16 protein-coding genes are annotated in these 17,426 nt (G+C 71.3%); 6 read left to right on the top strand and 10 right to left on the bottom strand.

The window, feature by feature from the left end; all coding sequences use genetic code 11:
• The first annotated feature begins 3 nt into the window (after positions 1–3).
• On the top strand, positions 4–609 hold the full coding sequence (locus LPA41_RS31065; protein WP_229074593.1) for a TetR/AcrR family transcriptional regulator: 606 nt from the start codon (positions 4–6) through the stop codon (positions 607–609).
• 161 nt (positions 610–770) lie between these two features.
• On the top strand, positions 771–2,717 hold the full coding sequence (locus LPA41_RS31070) for a LysM peptidoglycan-binding domain-containing protein (RefSeq protein ID WP_229074594.1): 1,947 nt from the start codon (positions 771–773) through the stop codon (positions 2,715–2,717).
• A gap of 76 nt (positions 2,718–2,793) precedes the next feature.
• On the opposite strand, the gene iolB is transcribed toward LPA41_RS31070, so the two are convergent.
• From iolB to LPA41_RS31090, 4 genes are all read right to left on the bottom strand, one after another.
• Positions 2,794–3,741: a 5-deoxy-glucuronate isomerase gene (gene iolB / locus LPA41_RS31075; RefSeq protein WP_229074595.1), complete on the bottom strand. Its 948-nt coding sequence runs from the start codon at positions 3,739–3,741 to the stop codon at positions 2,794–2,796.
• A 186-nt stretch (positions 3,742–3,927) separates the two neighbouring features.
• Positions 3,928–4,530 (bottom strand): GNAT family N-acetyltransferase, encoded by a 603-nt coding sequence (locus LPA41_RS31080; protein ID WP_229074596.1) that lies wholly within the window; start codon positions 4,528–4,530, stop codon positions 3,928–3,930.
• Positions 4,527–6,041 (bottom strand): APC family permease, encoded by a 1,515-nt coding sequence (locus tag LPA41_RS31085; protein WP_229074597.1) that lies wholly within the window; start codon positions 6,039–6,041, stop codon positions 4,527–4,529. Before LPA41_RS31085 ends, LPA41_RS31080 begins: the two co-directional genes overlap by 4 nt.
• 46 nt (positions 6,042–6,087) lie before the next feature.
• Positions 6,088–6,741 carry a GPP34 family phosphoprotein gene (locus LPA41_RS31090; RefSeq protein WP_229074598.1) on the bottom strand — a complete coding sequence of 218 codons (654 nt, stop codon included), beginning with the start codon at positions 6,739–6,741 and terminating at the stop codon, positions 6,088–6,090.
• Positions 6,742–7,170: 429 nt separating this feature from the next.
• Here LPA41_RS31090 and LPA41_RS31095 point away from each other — a divergent pair, with 429 nt between their 5' ends.
• Positions 7,171–7,932 carry a dioxygenase gene (locus LPA41_RS31095; protein ID WP_229074610.1) on the top strand — a complete coding sequence of 254 codons (762 nt, stop codon included), beginning with the start codon at positions 7,171–7,173 and terminating at the stop codon, positions 7,930–7,932.
• A gap of 121 nt (positions 7,933–8,053) precedes the next feature.
• Here the strand turns inward: LPA41_RS31095 and LPA41_RS31100 are convergent, their stop codons facing one another.
• The 3 genes from LPA41_RS31100 to LPA41_RS31110 form a co-directional block, all read right to left on the bottom strand.
• The gene (locus LPA41_RS31100) at positions 8,054–9,058 is read right to left on the bottom strand and encodes a TerC family protein (RefSeq protein ID WP_229074599.1); all 1,005 of its coding nucleotides are present in this window, start codon (positions 9,056–9,058) and stop codon (positions 8,054–8,056) included.
• A gap of 224 nt (positions 9,059–9,282) precedes the next feature.
• Positions 9,283–9,531 carry a hypothetical protein gene (locus LPA41_RS31105; RefSeq protein ID WP_229074600.1) on the bottom strand — a complete coding sequence of 83 codons (249 nt, stop codon included), beginning with the start codon at positions 9,529–9,531 and terminating at the stop codon, positions 9,283–9,285.
• A 339-nt stretch (positions 9,532–9,870) separates the two neighbouring features.
• Positions 9,871–10,752: an alpha/beta hydrolase family protein gene (locus LPA41_RS31110; RefSeq protein WP_374238229.1), complete on the bottom strand. Its 882-nt coding sequence runs from the start codon at positions 10,750–10,752 to the stop codon at positions 9,871–9,873.
• A gap of 188 nt (positions 10,753–10,940) precedes the next feature.
• Here LPA41_RS31110 and LPA41_RS31115 point away from each other — a divergent pair, with 188 nt between their 5' ends.
• Positions 10,941–13,793, top strand: a complete 2,853-nt coding sequence (locus tag LPA41_RS31115; RefSeq protein ID WP_229074601.1) for a LuxR family transcriptional regulator — start codon at positions 10,941–10,943, stop codon at positions 13,791–13,793.
• Positions 13,794–13,889: 96 nt separating this feature from the next.
• Here LPA41_RS31115 and LPA41_RS31120 read toward each other — a convergent pair whose 3' ends face one another.
• The 3 genes from LPA41_RS31120 to LPA41_RS31130 all read right to left on the bottom strand — a co-directional run bounded on the left by LPA41_RS31120 (position 13,890) and on the right by LPA41_RS31130 (position 15,432).
• A complete protein-coding gene (locus tag LPA41_RS31120; protein ID WP_229074602.1) occupies positions 13,890–14,321 on the bottom strand; it encodes a hypothetical protein in 432 nt (143 codons plus the stop codon).
• 118 nt (positions 14,322–14,439) lie between these two features.
• Positions 14,440–15,006 carry a histidine phosphatase family protein gene (locus LPA41_RS31125; protein WP_229074603.1) on the bottom strand — a complete coding sequence of 189 codons (567 nt, stop codon included), beginning with the start codon at positions 15,004–15,006 and terminating at the stop codon, positions 14,440–14,442.
• A gap of 102 nt (positions 15,007–15,108) precedes the next feature.
• On the bottom strand, positions 15,109–15,432 hold the full coding sequence (locus tag LPA41_RS31130) for a hypothetical protein (RefSeq protein WP_229074604.1): 324 nt from the start codon (positions 15,430–15,432) through the stop codon (positions 15,109–15,111).
• Positions 15,433–15,611: 179 nt separating this feature from the next.
• Here LPA41_RS31130 and LPA41_RS31135 point away from each other — a divergent pair, with 179 nt between their 5' ends.
• Complete coding sequence (locus LPA41_RS31135) at positions 15,612–16,172, top strand: hypothetical protein (RefSeq protein WP_229074605.1); 561 nt, start codon at positions 15,612–15,614, stop codon at positions 16,170–16,172.
• A 448-nt stretch (positions 16,173–16,620) separates the two neighbouring features.
• Positions 16,621–17,426, top strand: an 806-nt coding sequence (erm, locus tag LPA41_RS31140) for an ErmE/ErmH/ErmO/ErmR family 23S rRNA (adenine(2058)-N(6))-methyltransferase (protein ID WP_229074606.1), incomplete at its 3' end; no start/stop codon positions are given.

Raw genomic sequence — 17,426 nt, forward strand, 5'->3', positions numbered from 1 at the left:
ACCATGACACCGCGCCGCCGCGGACGCCCGGGCCACGACCAGGACGCCGTGCTCAACGCCGCGGTGCGCCTGTTCAACACCCGCGGCTACGACGCCACCAGCATGTTCGACGTGGCCATGTCGCTGGGCATCACCAAGTCCACGCTCTACCACCACGTCATCAGCAAGGAACAACTCCTGACGATGGCGGTCGACCGGGCGCTGGACGGTCTCTTCGAGGCCGCCGCCGAGACCGCCGCCCAGGCCACCACGGCGACCGCCCGGCTGGAGCAACTGGTCCGCCGGAGTGTGCTGGTGCTGGCCGAGCGCCTCGAGTTCGTCACCCTGCTGCTGCGGGTGCGCGGCAACACCGAGGCCGAGCAGCACGCGCTGTCCCGGCGCCGCGAGTTCGACCGGCTCGTCGCCGACCTGGTCGCGCAGGCCCAGGCCGAGGGTGGCGTCCGCGCCGACGTGGACCCGGCGACCGCCGCCCGGCTGCTCTTCGGCATGGTGAACTCCCTCATCGAGTGGTACCGGCCGGACCGCGGCGACCCCGCGGTCCTCGCCGGGACGGTGGCCGCGCTCGCGTTCGAGGGACTGCGCAGCGATCGGACACACCCGAACGGCTGAATGGACGCCATCTGCGAACACAACCACTCCGATGTGTCATCCACGCGTCTCACTGAGTGGCGCACGCTGCCTATGGTGGCCCGGGTAGAGCTACCGAACGTGAGCCCCAGGGCCACGCCTCTCGCGCGGCCGTCTCGCCATATGTCGCGAAGGGAACCATCATGGCGCGTCTCGCACACGGACGACCCCTGACCGAAGTAGACCTCAACACCGCACGGGACGACATCGTCGCCTTCAGCGCCCGGTCCACCGCCGCCTTCGCTCTGGTGGGGGCGCCGCCGCCGGGCCCGTTCGACCTGCTCTTCCCGAGCCTGCAGGACAACCCGGCCAACCTCGTCGAGCAGACCCCGGAGACCACCAGGAACCTGGCCGCGCTCGGCACGGCGATGGCCGACCCGGACGTGCGGGGTCAGGACAGCCCGATTCCGGCGGCCTACACCTACTTCGGGCAGTTCGTCGACCACGACATCACCCTGGAGATCCAGAACCCCGGCTCCGGCGCCGCCGCCGACCTGGTCGACGAGAACATGGTGCCGATGCCGCTGGCCGACGTGCGCACCGCGCTGCGCAACGGCCGCACCGCCACGCTCGACCTGGACAGCGTCTACGAGCCGCCCGCGCCCCGCGACCCGGCCAACCAGGACAAGATGCAGATCGGCTCGAACACCGACGTGGTGTCCGGCAGCACCCCGTTCCAGCAGGTCCCGGGCAAGGACAACCAGAACGACCTGCCGCGTCTCGGCCCGAGCCCGCGGCCCGAGCTGGACCGTGCGGCCCTGATCGGCGACGGCCGCAACGACGAGAACACCATCATCTCGCAGCTGCACCTGGCGTTCCTCAAGGCACACAATGTCCTGGTCAAGCAGGGCCTGCCGTTCGAGACCGCCCGGCGCACGCTGCGCCAGCACTACCAGCACATCGTCGTGCACGACTTCCTGCGGCGGGTCTGCGACCCGGCGGTCGTCGACGACCTGGTCAAGAACGGTAACCGCTGGTTCGACCCGTACGGCGCCAGCTTCTACATGCCGCTCGAGTTCTCGGTGGCCGCCTACCGGTTCGGCCACTCGATGGTCCGGGCCGGCTACAACTTCAACGTCAACTTCAGGTTCGGCGCCGCGAACAGCGGACCGGCGACCCTGGAGGACCTCTTCACGTTCACCGCGTTCAGCGGGGAACTGCGCAACCTGCCGACGCTGCCCAACAACTGGATCATCGAGTGGGAGAACATCGTCGGGGACGACGCCCAGAAGGCTCGAAAGATCGACACCACGCTGGCGAAGGTCGGCGACTCCGCGCTGTTCAACCTGCAGACCCTGGAGGGCGAGCGGGAGAAGCCCGACCTCGCGGCCCGGCTGGCGGTGCGCAACCTGCTCCGCGGGTACCGGTTGCGTCTGCCCACCGGCCAGGCGGTCGCCCAGCTGCTCGGCGAGCCGGTGCTGACCCCTCAGCAGCTCCTCGCCGCGACCGGTGACGAGAACGGCGACCAGGCCCGGGCCCTGCGCCAGGGCAGCCTGCTGACCCGGACCCCGCTCTGGTACTACATCCTCGCCGAGGCACAGGTCGCCCATCAGGGCGCCCGGCTCGGCCGGGTCGGCAGCACGATGGTGGCCGAGGTGCTGATCGGCCTGATCCGGCGCAGCGCCGACTCGATCCTCAAGGTGCCGGGCTGGCGGCCCAGCCTGCCGGCGGCGAAACCGGGCACCTACGAGCTCGCCGACCTGCTGCGGCTGGCCGGCGTCCTGGGCGGGCCGGCGGCGCCGCCGAAACCGCGCACCTACACGGTCCGGTCCGGCGACACCCTCACCGGCATCGCCGAGCGCGAACTGGGCGACGAGCGCCGGTGGACGCAGATCTACGTGCTGAACCGCAAGGACATCCGCGATCCCAACCGGATCTTCGTGGGCCAGGTCTTCGTCCTGCCGGAGCAGGAACCGGTCGGGCCGATCCCGCGCCTGCATGTCGTCAAGCGCGGCGACACCCTGAGCGCCATCGCGCAGGCACACCTGGGCGATGCCAACCGCTGGCCGGAGATCTTCCGGCTCAACCGGGACGTGCTCGACAACCCCGACCGGATCATCCCCGGCCAGGTGCTGATCCTGCCCAGCTGAGCGGTTCTGCCCGGCGGGCTTCGGCACGCCGGGCAGCAGACCCCGCATCGGGTACGGGGACGGAGCCGGCGCCCACTCAACCAGAGCGCCGCTTCTCCCGGGCCGACGTGAGCGGCAACCGCGGGTCGACCGCCTGCCCCGCCCAGCCGGCCCGCACCCACCCGTGTGCCGGGTCGTCGCTGACCTGCCAGCGCCGCTCCCCCGGCCCCGCCATCACGTTCAGGTAGTACAGGTCGTAACCCGGCGCGGCCATCGACGGCCCGTGCCAGCCGTACGGGATGAGCACGACATCCCCGGTACGCACCTCGGTGCAGACGTCGATCGGCCGGTCGGGGTGCCCGTACACCCGCTGGAAGCCGGAGCCGGGCCCGCCGCCCGGCGCACCGGTGACCTCGTAGTAGTAGATCTCCTCGAGGCTGGACTCGCCGGGTCCCTCCTCGTCGTGCTTGTGCGGCGGGTAGGACGACCAGTTGCCGCCCGGGGTGAGCACCTCGCAGGCGATCAGGCGATCGGCCTCGAAGCTCTCCGGCGTGCAGAAGTTGTTGACCTGGCGGCTGGCCTGCCCGGCACCGCGCAGCTCGACCGGCACGTCCTCGGCCGGGCCGTACCGGAACGGCAGCTTGCGGCCGGTCCGGGCGGCGGGCAGCGCGAAGCGGCCACCGTTCGGCGCGCGCACGGTGACCACGGAATCGCGGGGCAGATAGGCGAAGTCGGTCACCCGGGAGAAGACCGAGCGCCGGCCGGTGAGGGTGAGCCGCTCGTCGTCGCAGGCCACGTCGCAACTGCCGGACAGCGGCAGGACCAGCATCTCGTCGTTGCCGGTCAGGAACCGGACGCGGCCACCGACCGGCAGGTGCACCACCCGTAGTCCGCTGTGGTCCCAGCCGGCGTTCTCGGGGGTGACCATCACCTCGTAGGGGCGCTCGGCGGAACTCCCCTGCCGCACCAGCGGGTTGACCCGCGGAGTGGTCGTCGCCGGCCGGGCACGCGCCGGCCGGCCGGTCTGCACGTCGTCAGCGGGCATCCGCGGGTCCCTTCGGCCGGCCAGGGGCGTCGCTCACCCGCTGTGGCCGGATGGCGACAGCGGGTCGGACCTGGTTCCGATGTAATTACCTGACCGCTCCCGCGTCAATAGCTCCCGGGCGGGTCGACGCGAAAGCCGGGGCACGGGCGCTACCGCCCGTACCCCGGCTCGACGTCACGCCGGTCGTCAGGACCCGGCGCGCCACATCCGGTAGAACGCCGTACCGTCCGGCAGGTAGATCTGGAACGGGTCCATCGGCTGGTAGCCGTGGCGGCGGTAGAGACGGACGTTGTTCTCGTTCGTGGCCTCCAGGTAGGCCGGGACGCCGTCCGCGTCGAGCTCCGCGTGCACGTGCTCCATCAGGGCGCCACCCAGGCCGCGGCCCTGCTCGGACGGGCGGACCGCGAGGAACGCCAGGTGCCAGTGCGGGTCCTGCGGGTGGTTCTTCTCGAACAGCTCGCCCAGGGCACCGAACCGCTCCAGGTGCTCACCCGCGATCGCGCCGAGGCGGTCCATGTAGGCCTCCGCCTCGGGCAGGTCGGTGACCCGGTCGAACCAGACCGCGGCGGCCGCGTAGCCACCGTCCGGGTGGTCGACGACGTCGATCCGGCCCTGCTTGAAGGCGGTCTCCGACTCCAGGGCGAAGAAGCCGGCCATCACCTTCTCGCGCTCGGCCGGAACCGGCACCAGGTAGTGGTTGGCGGCCAGGTCGTCGAAGGCGTTGGAAACCATCGCGCCGACGGCCGGGATCTCGTCCTGCCGGGCCTGGCGGATCACGAGGTCGCTCATCGGTTGTACTCCGTGTTCTCGTTGAGGGCGGCCGAGAAGCCGCCGCCGCCGGTGGTGGCGCTGCGGGCGCCGAGGCCGATGCCGCTGTAGGTCTGCGGCCGCGCGGAGCGCAGGTAGAGCGCCCAGATCACGCCGGCGACGAACAGCACGGCGAACGCGCTGGGCACCACGATCGCCGGGGTACTGCCCGGCTCCACGCCGAGCAGCTTGGCGATGTTGTCCACAGCCAGGTACGACATGACCAGCAGGATCACCGAGCTGACGACCGGCGCGATCACCCGGTGCAGCACGTCCTCGCCCACCTTGTTGCGGGCGAAGTAGCCGATCACCGCGAACGAGGTGAGCGTGACCAGCAGCAGCACGCCGAGGCCACCGCCGCTGCCGCCCCAGAAGAAGAGCTCGACCAGCGGGTCCCAGCCCATCACCGCGAAGAGCACGATCACGACGAGGCCGACCGCGGACTGCGCGAGCGAGCCGTTCTTCGGCGCGCCGGTGCCCGGGACGGTCCGGCCGAACGCGCGCGGCAGCACGCCTTCGCGGCCGAGCGAGAACATGTAGCGGGCGATGATGTTGTGGAACGAGATCGACGCGGCGATCAGCGAGGTGAGGAACAGGATGTGGCCCATGTGCAGGGCCGTGTCACCGAGCTGGACGGCGGCCAGGTTGAAGAAGAGCTCCGGGCCCTCCTCGCCGGCACGCTGCACGACGTTGTCGCCGGCCGCGGAGATCATCGCCCAGGAGGCGAACGCGTAGGTCACGGCGATCAGCGCGATCGCGACGTAGGTGGCGCGCGGGACCGTGCGGCGCGGGTCGCGCGACTCCTCGGAGAAGACCACCGACTGCTCGAAGCCGACGAAGCCGGTGACCGCCATGACCAGCAGGGCGCCGGAGCCGGCGCCGACCAGCGTGCCCGGGTCGAGCGCGTCGGCGGAGGGGGTGAACCCGTCCATGGTCATGTTCGCGATCGCGAAGATCACGGTCAGCGCGATCTCGGCGACCAGCAGGGTGGCCAGCACCTTGCCGTTGACGGCCACGTCACGGACACCCAGGACGGCGACGAGCGCCCAGGCGGCCAGGGCGAGGATCCACCACTGGACGTCCACACCGAACCAGTCCAGGAACAGCGGCTGCGCGATCGCGCCGAAACCGCCGTACGAGGCGACCTGGAACATGTTGTACGACAGCAGCGCGACCCAGGAGGCGCCGACGCCGACCGGCTTGCCGAGACCCTGCGAGATGTACGCGTAGAAGGCGCCGGCGTTCGCGATGTGCCGGGCCATCGCGACGTAGCCGACCGAGAAGATCGCCAGGACCAGGGCGACCGCGAGGAAGGCGATCGCGATACCGGTCAGCCCGGTGACGGCCAGACCGGTCGGCACCACGCCGGCGACCACGGTCAGCGGGGCGGCCGCCGACATCATGAAGAAGACGATCGCGGGGACGCCGAGCCGGTCGCGGGCCAAGGCGTCGGACAGCTGACTTCCGGGGGGTTGGGTTGCGGTCGAGGACACGCGGGACTCCAGATTTTCTTTGTTTTCGGGGGTGGGTTGAGGCGTATCAGGCGCGCCGGGCCATGACCGCGTCGCCCACGGCCGCCTCGGCCTGGGCGACGAGCTGCTGCAACATGGCCGGGAAGTGCCGGCGGAACTGTTCGAACAGCCGGGCCCGGTCGCGGGCGTTGAGAGTCGCAAGCACGTGCTGGTCCAGGCCGGTGGCGAGGATCAGCCCGGCGAGAAGCAGGTCGGCCACGTCAAGCGGCTCGTCGCGGGAGACCTTGGTGCGGATCCGGGTGGCGGGCCAGCCCGCCGTCATCGAGTCCGCCGGGACGAAGGAGACCTTCGTCCCGCCGAACAACCCACGCTTCTCCACCCGCTTGATCAGCCCGATCCGGGCGAGGCGGCGCTCGACCAGGTCGGTGGCGATGCCGGTGGAGAGATAGGCGAGCCAGTTGCGCACGCCGTGCTGGCCCGCTTCCCGGCGCAGCTGTTCCAGCACGGCGGTGGTCGCGGCGTCGCCGGTCGGCCGTTCGTCGATGACCACGAGTTCGGTCTCGACGAGGTCGACGCGCCGCCACAACATCAGTTCGCCGAGCAGTGCCGCGCCGAGACCGAGGCCGAGTGTGGCCGGTGACAGCAGGGAACTGCCACGAATGGTGTCGTGAGCAGTTAGATAGAGGTCATCCGCGGGCGGTAGCTGCGGCGGCGACGCCACTGCTGGTTCTCCTCTCGACGCCTGGGAAATGCCCGCGCAGTTCACCTTGAGTAATGTGGTGACGCATCACGAAGCAATTACTGTGCGCTCCCCCCGGCGCGACCGGAGGTAGCCTGCCAGCTCTCGCCGCTCGGCGCAACGTCCAGATGAGACAAATGTCGGGTCCATAGTAGGCGTTGTTGATCACACTCTTGGACTGGGACTTTGAGCGTCGATCAATATAGGCCCCGACCTGCGCGCCGTTCGTAAATATTTAATGACCTCGAAATGGGGGTCACTGCGGGCCGCGGCGACCCGGCCCCCTGCGGAGCGTGATCAACTTCCTGGGGAAACTACAGAAAGTAATTACTCAAGCGGATAGTTGACGGTGCAATAATTTCCCGCTACGGTTGCTGAAAAGGTTGAAGTTTCAAGGAGGCCACCGTGCGGATGCCCGCGCTTTTCCTGAGCCACGGCGCCCCGCCGCTGGTCGACGACCCCACCTGGGTCGCCCAGTTGCAGGAGCTCGCCGCCGGCCTGCCCCGCCCCACCGCGATCCTGATGGCCTCGGCACACTGGGAGTCGGCCCCGCTGATGCTCGGCGCCACCACACCGGCCCCGCTCGTCTACGACTTCGGCGGTTTCGCCCAGAAGTACTACGAGGTGCGCTACCCCGCACCGGGTGCGCCGGAGCTTGCCGACCGGGTGGCCGCCCTGATGCCGGACACCGAGACCGTCGCGCGCACCGGCCGCGGCCTCGACCACGGCGCCTACGTGCCGCTGACCGTGATGTACCCGGACGCCGACATCCCGGTGCTCCAGATGTCGCTGCCCACCCTGGAACCGGACCGGCTGCTGGACCTGGGCGCCCGGCTCGCCCCGCTGCGCGACGAGGGGGTCCTGATCGTGGGTTCCGGCTTCACCACCCACGGGCTGCCGTTCCTGCGCGACTGGCGCCCCGAGGCGGCCGCTCCCGGCTGGTCCCGCGAGTTCGACGCCTGGACCGCCGAAACCCTGGCCCGCGGCGCGGTCGACGAGCTGGCCGAGTTCCGGGTGCGCGCCCCCGGCATGCCCTACGCGCATCCGACCATCGAGCACTTCGCCCCGATGTTCCTCACCCTCGGCGCGTCGGGCGACCCCGAGGCCGCACCGGACCAGTCGGTCTCCGGGTTCTGGATGGGCCTGTCCAAGCGTTCGTTCCAGACGGCGTAACCGACCCGCTCCGGGCTCCGGGCTCCGGGCTCCGGGCTCCGGGCTCCGGGCTCCGGGCTCCGGGCTCCGGGCTCCGGGCCAGCATGACGAAAGGGCCCCGGCATCAGCCGGGGCCCGAGACTTACTTGTCGGCGTGCTGCTGGTCGGACTTGCCGCGCAGGCTGCCCGGATGGGCCTTGAGGGACGGATCCTTGCGGGACTTCATCAGGCTCAGCACCGTGGTCAGCACCAGGATGCCGAGGATCACGCCGAGCGACACCGGCGTGCTGACCTCCGGCACGCTCTCGTTGATGTCCTTGTGCGCCCAGTGCAGGACCAGCTTGACGCCGATGAACGCCAGGATGATCGACAGGCCGGTGGAGAGGTAGACCAGGCGGTCCAACAGGCCCTTCACCAGGAAGAACAAGGCACGCAGGCCGAGCAGGGCGAAAGCGTTGGCGACGAAGACGATGTACGCCTCCTCGGTCACGCCGAAGACGGCCGGGATCGAGTCGAGGGCGAACAGCAGGTCGGTGCCGCCGATCGCGAGCAGCACCAGGAACAGCGGCGTCACCATCCGCTTGCCGTCGACCCGCGTGATCATCTTGCCCTCGACGTAGTCGTCGGTGACGGGCAGGAAGCGGCGACCGGCCTTGACCAGCATGTTGTCCCCGACGTCGGGATCCTCGTCGCGGTGCCGGAAGAGCTGGACCGCGGTGTAGAGAAGGATCAATCCGAAGATCAGGAACATGAACGAGAACGCGTTCAGCAGGGCGGCACCGACGGCGATGAAGATGACCCGCAGCACCAGCGCGATGATGATGCCGAAGGTGAGCACCTCCTGCTGATACTTCTGCGGCACCGCGAACGTGGTCATGATGATCACGAAGACGAAGAGGTTGTCGACCGACAGGCTCTTCTCGACGATGTATCCGGCGAAGTACTCGGTGCCGTAATCCCACCCGACGATGCTCGCGAAGACCACGCCGAAGGCGATCGCCACGGCGATGTAGAAGATTGACCAGCCGGCGGCTTCGCGGAAGCCGACAACATGTGGACGGAGCACCCCGAGAGTCAAATCGAGGGCGAGCAGGGCGACGATGACACCGATGGTGACGGTCCACCCGAGCGCGGAGACCTCAAGCATGTCTCACAGGATCCCCAAAGATTCTGCGAGCTCGCTGAAAAATGGGTGGGGAAGCTTGATCTTCGCTGATATTCGACCGAGAGAACCGGAAAAGCGAATCGCCCCCGGTGCACTTCGCGCACCAGGGGCGATTCCGGGTCAGCGTGCTTGATCCGGGGACGGTCCGGACCGCACAGCAGCAAACCCCCCGGGCCGGCCTCGTCGGCCCGGATGCACAGTGTGGATCAGCTGTGGTGTCCAGCGATACCTGCCGGGTGCACGGCTTCGTGGTAACGGCGCTCGGCGTCCTGCCGGTTGAGGATCGCGTGGATCTCGCGGGTCTCCTCGGCGCTGTGCCGGCCCAGCATCAGGTCGAGCTCGGTGCGCTCGGCCGCGGTGCGGAAGGCGGCCAGTTCCTCGGCCAGCTGCCGGTGGGCGCGGCGCTCGGCACGGTTGTTGGTGAAGGCGGTACGGGCGTTGCGCAAGAACTGCATGTCGAAACTCCTCGACGGATAGTGACGGAGAAAGCCTCGTCGCTTCCGGTTCCAACAATCCCGCAGCTCGGCTTCATCCCCAAATCCACCAGGTAAAACTCCGGAGACGAAAGTGACCCGGACCACCGGAATTCGGTAACCCAGGTCACTCTGCGTGGCGAAATCGCTGGTCAATCCGTGCGCGTGACGTCGGACACCGGCGCGCGCTTCGTGACCGCGGTCGCGGTGACGGAGCCGTCGTCGGGTATAGGCCTGGCTCCTCGAGTCCTCTGCGACTGCCGCGTCGTGAGGCACACGGCGGTGGGCCGGCGGTCGTGACCGCCGGCCCACCGTTCGGTGTCAGCTCAGCGGGCAGCTGCTCCGGTAGTCCGAGATGGAGAGGTTGCTCGGCCCCGGGCAGATGAACTGGTCGTAACGGGTGTCGTTGTCGACGAAACGCTTCAGCCAGGACGTCATCTGCACCGCGGTCCAGGTGTCGGTGGACTGCGGGAAGAAGTGGCTGGCGTTGTTGAGTTCCAGGTACGCCTTCTCCGCCGACGCCGGGATGCTGTTGTAGAACGGGATCGAGTGCGACGAGACCGACGCGATGGAGTCGTTCTCACCGCCGATGATCAGCGTCGGGACGCGCAGCTCCGACCAGGACTTGTCGGTGTTCCACGGCGCGAGCGGGACGGCCGCCTGCAGTGAGGGCCGGTCGCTTGCCGCCTCCAGGCTGCCGCCGCCGCCCATCGAGTGCCCGGCCACCGCGAGCCGGCTGGCGTCGATGCGGCTGCGCACCGAGCTGGATCGGGTCAGGTAGTCGAGCGCCGCGAGCAGCTGCGTGCCCCGGGAGGACGGCTGGTCCGCCGTGCTGTTGGTCTCGATGCCGATCACCACGAAGCCGTGCGAGGCCAGGCGCGGGCCGAGCCAGGAGATGCTCGACCAGTAAGCGGTGAAGCCCGGCGAGATGGCGATCGCGCCGAACGTGCCGGAGCTGGTCGACGTCGGGTAGTAGATCTCGCCGCCGCCGAACCCGGAGACCGCGAACCGGGAGACCGAGGTCTGCGAGACGGCGAACGGGCCGCGGGAGGCCTGGAGCGCGGACAGGGTCGGCGCCGGGCCACGCTCGTAGGGGTTGTCGGCGGCGTGCGCGGCGGTGGCACCGGCGCCGGCGGTCAGGGCGAGGACGGCGGCCGCGGTGACGAACAGGCGGCGGGCCCGGGCGGGGACGAATGACTTCACGTCGACACTCCTTAACGGGGGATTGGATCGACGAGCGTCAGTCTGTGCGGCTTCCGGCCGGTCCGGCATCGGCGAAATCACCGGCGTTGTCATCAACCGGCAACATCCCGGAAATTTCATCAACCGAAAGGGCCCTTTCGCTGGGGCCGTCGGCACGGAAAACTCGCCGCATGTTTGATGCACCGTTAGTGCAGAAACTTCCGCCGGTCGTCGCCGGCCTGCTCGCCGGGGCCGAGAACGGCAACGCCCCCGGCCGGGTGCTCGTCGCGCGCGGCCCGCACGGCGCGGGCCGGACCACCCTGGCCCGCACGGTGGCCGCCGCCGCGGCCGGCCGGACGCTGCCCGACGGCGCCGGGTGGACGGTCCTGGAGGTGGCGGGCCATCGGGACGAGTCGGATCTCCCGTACGCCGCGCTGCTCCGCCTGATCGCCCCCGTGCGCGACCTGATCGCCGACCTCGAGCCCGCCTGGCGCACCGCGCTGAAGCGCGTCCTGAGCGGCGCGTCACCGCAGGTGGAGCGCCTGGCGCTGTCTCTCGCGCTGACCGGCCTGATGGGTACGATCACCGCCCGCCGCCCGCTCCTCTGCGTGCTCGACGACGCCCAGTCGCTGGACGGCCCGTCTCGGGACGCGGTGCTGTTCGCCGCCCGCCGCGTCCCCCGGCTGGTCGTGCTCGCGACCATGCCGGCCGGCGCCGACCCGGGCGGCCTGCCGGTCCACGAGATCGCGCCGCTCACCCACGACCAGTGCCGCGAGCTGCTCGCCCAGCACGCCCCGGACCTGGCCCGCGAGGTCGCCGCGGCGGTGATCGCCCTGGCCGGCGGCAACCCGGCCGCCCTGATCGACCTGGCCGGCGCACTCACCCCGGAGCAGCGCCGCGGCTACGAGCCGCTGCCGGCCACGCTGCCGGCGACCAGCCCGTTGCGCCGCCGGTACCGCACCGAACTGAACTCGCTCCCCGAACGGACCCGGACGCTTCTCCTGCTGGCCGCCGCCCAGCCGCCGGCTACCCTGCCCGCCCTGCTCACCGCCGCCACCCTCCTGCCCGCCGCCCTCCTGCCCGCCACCACCGCCTCCCCACCCTCCTCGCCGTCCATCGCCGCCTCCGCACCCTCCACCGCGTCCCCTCCGTCCTCCCCCGCGCCCACATCCACATCCACAGCGACTTACGACAAGCCGGCCGGGCCTCAGCCGGTCGACGCGGCCGACGAGCTGGCCGGGTTCGCGGCCGCCGAGCGACTCGGGCTGATCCACATCGACGGCACCGATGTCCGCTTCACGTCGCCGGTCGTGCGCGGCTGCACGTACGCCGAAAGTCCCCGCAGCCACCGGCATGCCGCCCACCTGGCGCTCGCCGAGGCCCTGGAAGCCCGTGGCGAGCGGCTTGCCGCACTGCTGCACCGGGCCGCCGCCGCGACCGGACCGGACGCCGCGCTCGCCCGTGACCTGGCCTGGGCCGCCCGCACCGCCGAACCGGGTGCCGCCGCGGAGGCCCGCCGCTTCGCCGCGGACCTGTCCCCGGACCCGGCCGCCCGCGGGGCCGCCCTGCTCGACGCGGCCCGGTCCGCCTGGCTCGCGGGCCGGCCGCACGACGCTGGGCTGCTGATCCGGCGGATACCGCAGGCGGCCGGGCACGCCCGGGTCCGCGCTCGTGGGCTGACCGCCGAGATGCGCCTGCCGGAGGGCCGTCCCGGCGCCCGCGAACTGCTCCTGGACGTGGCCGCCGAACTCGCCGACTCCGACACCGTCACCGCCCTGGAGGCGCTGGCGCTGGCCGGCGAGGCCGCCGGCCGCCCCGGGGAGCAGGGCCGGTACGCCGGGATCGCACGCCGCGTCACGGGCCGTCAGCGCGGTGACGAACCGCCGGCGGTGACCTTGACGTTCCACCACGTCGCGGGACTGGCGGCGATGGCCGACGGTGACGAGCCGGCGGCGTTCGCCCGGTTCCGCCGGGCACTCGACGTGGCCGACCGGGTGATCGAACCGGGACCGCTGCTGCGTGCCGCGACCGCCGGGATCCTGGTCGGCGACGGCCGCCGCGCCGCCGCGCTGGCCGGGCGTGCCGCGGTGCTGGCCCGCGAGTCGGGCGCCACGGTGCTGGTGCCGCAGGCGCTGGAGACCGCGGCGATCGCCGGGCTGGCCTCCGGTGAGTACGCCTGCGCCAGCACCGCCGCCCTCGACGGCGCCGCCCTGGCCCGAGCCACCGGACAGCCGATCCTGGCCGCCGTGCACACGGCCGTGCTCGCGGTGCTGGCCGCCCTGGTCGGTGACCGCGCCACCACGCTGACCCGGATCGAGTCGGCCGCCGGTGGCCCGTCCCGATCACTCTGCGAGTGGGCCTTGGCGCTGCTGGACCTGGTCGACGGGCGCGCGCCGGCCGCCGCGCTGCGCCTGGCCGGGGTGGTGACCGCGCCACCGGGACACGGGTCGGCGCTGCTGCAGGTCGCGGTCGTACCGCATCTGCTGGAAGCCGCCGGGCAGGCCGGTACGAACTCGTTCGGCCTGGACGCGGTGGCCACCGGTTTCGACCGCTGGGCCGGTCGCACCGGGCAACCGGCGTGGCTGGCGCTGCGGGACCGTTGCCGCGCGCTGCGGGCCACCGACAGCGAGGCCGCCGAAGCCCATTTCGCCCAGGCGTTACGGCATGTCGGTGAGGCCGGTTTCCCGCGGGCGCACACCGAGCTGCTCTACGGGAAGTTCCTGCGGCGGCGACGGCGGCACGTCGAGGCGCGCACCCATCTGCGGCGGGCGGCGGAAACCTTCCGGCTGCTCGACGCCGAGCCCTGGGCCGAGCAGAGCGTCCGCGAGCTGCGGGCCGCCGGGGAGCGCGTCGACCTGCCCGGGACGGCGCTGGACGGTCTGGAGCTGACCGCGCAGCAGGAACGGATCGCGGTGCTGGTCGCCGGTGGTGCCACGAACCGTGAGGTGGCGCAGGAACTGCACCTGAGCCCGCGCACCGTGGACCATCACCTGCGCAACGTCTTCGCCCGGCTTGGCGTACGGTCGCGCACCGAGATGGCCCGGATGCTCAACTCACCGTAGGCGGCCCGGATGCCCGACTCGCCGCAGGCGGACCCGATGCCCGGCTCGCCGCGAGCGGACCGGACGCCCAGCTCAGGCCGGGGCGGCGGGGTGGTCTCACAGGCCCGCCCCGACCCCCGCCCAGCGCCCCGCGAGCTGTCGTCGCCGCACCGCGACCAGGTGGCCGGCGAGGATCGCCGGGTGGCCGCCGCGCACGCAGACATCAGCACCCGCGGTCAGCACCCCGGCGACCAGCTCGACGGCCGCCCAGTCGTCGATCAGCGCAACCAGCCGGGTCTCGCGCGGCAGCACCGCCCGGGCCACCCGCACGTCGTGCACCGTGGCACCGCTGAGCAGCACCAACTCCTCGGGGCGGACGTCGTCGACCCCGCTCACCAGCCGCATCGACCAGCCGGACGGCAGATGCTGCGGCAGGCTCGCCACCCGGCTGCGCTGCCCGATCACGGCGACGACCGGGTCGGGCGCCGGAGCGGGCGCGGTGTTCCCTGGGCTGAGCGCGGTGTTGCCTGGGCTGAGTCGCGTGAGCATGGTGGTGATCCTCTTCGTCGGGTCCCTCGTGTGACTCCACGATTCGCCTCGCGCCTGTGCGCCACCATGTGCCGTACCTGTGTGTTCTATGTCAGGCCCGGCGCCGCCCGCACCTGCCTCACGAGTTCCAGTGGGCGATCACCGGGTCGACGGCGTGCTCGAAACCGAGCACCGAGAGCGTCGCGGTGTCGAGTTTCAGCAGACCACCCGCGCTCGGCGGCAGCCCCACCCAGCGTGCGCCGGTCACGCGCAGACAGTGCCCGTGCGCGACGAGCGCGACGTCACCCTGCGCCAGGAACTCGCGGGCCTTGGCCAGGACCCGGTCCAGCCGCGCCCCGATCTGCTCCGGGGACTCGCCGCCGGGGCATCCGTCGGTCCAGAGCGACCAGTCCGGCCGGGTTTCGCGGATCTTCTTGGTGGTGATCCCCTCATACTCGCCGTAGTTCCACTCGGCCAGGTCCTCGGTCACCTCGGTCACCGCGAGCCCGGCCAGTTCGGCGGTGCGCAGCGCCCGCTTGCGCGGACTCGAGAGGACCGCGGCGAACGAGCGGCCGGCCAGGCGATCGGCGACGACACGCGCCTGCCGCTCACCCTCGGCGGTCAGTTCCAGATCGGTGTACGAGGTGTGCCGCCCGTTGGCACTCCACTCCGTCTGGCCGTGCCGTACCAGCACGATCTCCCCCATTGAGCCCTCCTCGGTGTCGCCCCCTGAGTTTCTACCCCGGCAGCCGCCACCGATGATCGTTTTCTCGGGGTTATCGCCGTCACCCTGACATCGACGCGGTGGTCAGGACCAGGCGCCCGGCCGGTCGTCCCAGCGCAGGCTGAGCGGGTGGCGTTCCTCGTCCCGGGCCGCCAGGTTCTCCAAGGCCCGCAGGTACTGCCGCTGCGTGATCTCCCCGCTGATCAGCTGCGCGGTGAGGATGCCCTCCAGAGTGGCCGGTTCCGCGTGCCCGGCCCGATGCCGGCCGGTGATCGGATCGGGCTGCCGGGCCGCCGTCTCCGGTTGCACCCACCCGGGCCGGGTCCCGTCGGCGCGGCTGGATCTCGGCCAGACAGCCAGCACCGCGGCGAGCATCAGCCCCAGGACTGCCACGAAGAGAACCGTCATGACAACCACCCCCTCCAGTGACATCTTCACCCAGCCGGGGCCGTCCCGCGACCTCCGACCGGACAGCCATCGATGCGAACGGGACCTTCGGCCCGGTCCGGCAAGGTCTCCCGGCACCGGCGCACTCCGAACGACAAGCGGAAAGTCATAGGTGACAACAACGTCTCAGGGAGGACCAGATGTCCACCATCGGCCGCGAATCCGTCAACCACCTCGAGACTGCGGAGGCACCGGGTTCCATGCTCACCCACACGGCCGCCCGTTCGCTGGCCGTCCTCCGGATCGCCACCGGCTTCGTCTTCCTCTGGGCGTTCCTGGACAAGACCTTCGGATTCGGGTACGCCACCCCGGCCGCCCGAGCCTGGATCAACGGCGGCTCGCCGACGAAGGGTTTCCTCGGTTCCCTCGAGACGGGCCCGTTCCTGAACGCCTTCCACAGCATGGCCGGCAACCCCGTCGTCGACTGGCTGTTCATGCTGGGCCTGCTCGGCATCGGCGTCGCGATGATCCTCGGCATCGGCCTGCGGGTCGCCGCCGTCGCCGGCGCCTTGATGATGGCCTTCATGTGGGTCGCGGAGTGGCCCCTGGCGTCCGGTTCGAGCAACCCGATCGTCGACTACCACGTCATCTACGGCCTGGCGGGTGCCGTCCTGGCACTGACCTACGCCGGCCACACCTGGGGCCTGGGTCGCCGGTGGGCGAAGCTGCCCCTGGTCCAGCGCCTCCGCTGGCTGATCTGAACCGTCCCGCCCCACCAGCCCGGCCGGAACCCTCCGGCCGGGCTGCCTCCGCCGCGCCGCCCTGCCAGCCCGGCCGCGCTGCCTCCGCTGTGCCGTCCTGCCAGCCCGGCCGGGCGGCTTCTGCGTGCCGGCCGGCGGCTGTGCGCGCCGGCTGTGCCGGGTGCGCCGTGCTCGCCTTCGCCGGCCCCCGCGAAATTCGGGTGACCCCGCACGCCGAGCCGTCTACGGTTCTGGCCATGCCAACGACGCACGCTCTCCTCACCGCGGCGCTGACGCCCGCGCGAGGACCGCTGCACGCGATCCGTCTGCGCGCCGGGCGTCCCGCCCTGGCCTGACGCCGCCTCGATCCGCCGCTGCTCGCCAGGGCCCGAGTCCATTCCCCTTCCGGACGGGCCACGATGACGCCTGTCCGCAGTCGCCGCCACCGCGCGGCAGACAGGACTTGACCATGGCGCCGCGATCTTCCGCACGCAATCCTTCGAACCCGGCCCGGCCGTCGTCGCCGCGGCGGGAACATGCCCGGGCCCGCCGGGCCCACGGTCAGAACTTCCTCGCCGACGCGGCGATCGCCCGTCGAATCGCCGATCTTGCCGTGCTCGACCCGGAGACTCCGGTCCTCGAGGTCGGTGCCGGTCGGGGCCGGATCACCACGGAACTGTTGCGCCGGTGCCGGCGCGTCGTCGCGTACGAGATCGATCCGTCCCTGGCCGGCGCCCTGCCGGCGGATCACCGGCTGACCGTGCGCACCGACGACTTCCTCGCGGCGACGCCGCCACGCGAGCCGTTCACGGTGGCCGGCAACATCCCGTACGGCCTGACCTCCCCCGTGATCACCTGGTGTCTCCGGTCGCCGGGACTGCGCAGGGCCACCCTGCTGGCCCAGTGGGAGTACGCCCGCAAGCGCACCGGCGACTACGGCCGCTGGAGCAGACTGACCGTGCTCACCTGGCCCGAGTTCACCTGGGCCCTGGCCGGCCGGGTGCCGTCGTCGGCGTTCCGCCCGGTACCCCGCGTCGACGGCGGCATCCTGCTCCTCGACCGCCGCCCGGTCCCGCTGATCCCGCCGGACCGCCGGCCCAGGTACCGCCGCATGGTCGAGCGCGGCTTCACCGGTGCCGGCGGTTCCCTGTACGAGAGCCTGGCCCGCGACCACGGCCGGCAACGGGTCCACGCCGCCTTCCGCGCCTGCCGCCTGAGCCCGGACCTGCCGGTGGGCGAGGTCTGGCCCGAACAGTGGCTGACCCTCTTCCGCCT

This window comes from Actinoplanes sp. DH11 (genome assembly GCF_020873875.1).
Classification (GTDB): Bacteria; Actinomycetota; Actinomycetes; order Mycobacteriales; family Micromonosporaceae; genus Actinoplanes.

Bases quoted from the DNA above. Each gene is read 5' to 3' on its own strand.
- LPA41_RS31135 (WP_229074605.1), top strand. From the start codon at position 15,612: ATGTCCACCATCGGCCGCGAATCCGTCAACCACCTCGAGACTGCGGAG.
- LPA41_RS31105 (WP_229074600.1), bottom strand. From the start codon at position 9,531: ATGCAGTTCTTGCGCAACGCCCGTACCGCCTTCACCAACAACCGTGCC.
- LPA41_RS31120 (WP_229074602.1), bottom strand. From the start codon at position 14,321: ATGCTCACGCGACTCAGCCCAGGCAACACCGCGCTCAGCCCAGGGAAC.
- LPA41_RS31095 (WP_229074610.1), top strand. From the start codon at position 7,171: ATGCCCGCGCTTTTCCTGAGCCACGGCGCCCCGCCGCTGGTCGACGAC.
- LPA41_RS31125 (WP_229074603.1), bottom strand. From the start codon at position 15,006: ATGGGGGAGATCGTGCTGGTACGGCACGGCCAGACGGAGTGGAGTGCC.
- LPA41_RS31080 (WP_229074596.1), bottom strand. From the start codon at position 4,530: ATGAGCGACCTCGTGATCCGCCAGGCCCGGCAGGACGAGATCCCGGCC.
- LPA41_RS31130 (WP_229074604.1), bottom strand. From the start codon at position 15,432: ATGACGGTTCTCTTCGTGGCAGTCCTGGGGCTGATGCTCGCCGCGGTG.
- LPA41_RS31065 (WP_229074593.1), top strand. From the start codon at position 4: ATGACACCGCGCCGCCGCGGACGCCCGGGCCACGACCAGGACGCCGTG.
- iolB (WP_229074595.1), bottom strand. From the start codon at position 3,741: ATGCCCGCTGACGACGTGCAGACCGGCCGGCCGGCGCGTGCCCGGCCG.
- LPA41_RS31100 (WP_229074599.1), bottom strand. From the start codon at position 9,058: ATGCTTGAGGTCTCCGCGCTCGGGTGGACCGTCACCATCGGTGTCATC.
- LPA41_RS31070 (WP_229074594.1), top strand. From the start codon at position 771: ATGGCGCGTCTCGCACACGGACGACCCCTGACCGAAGTAGACCTCAAC.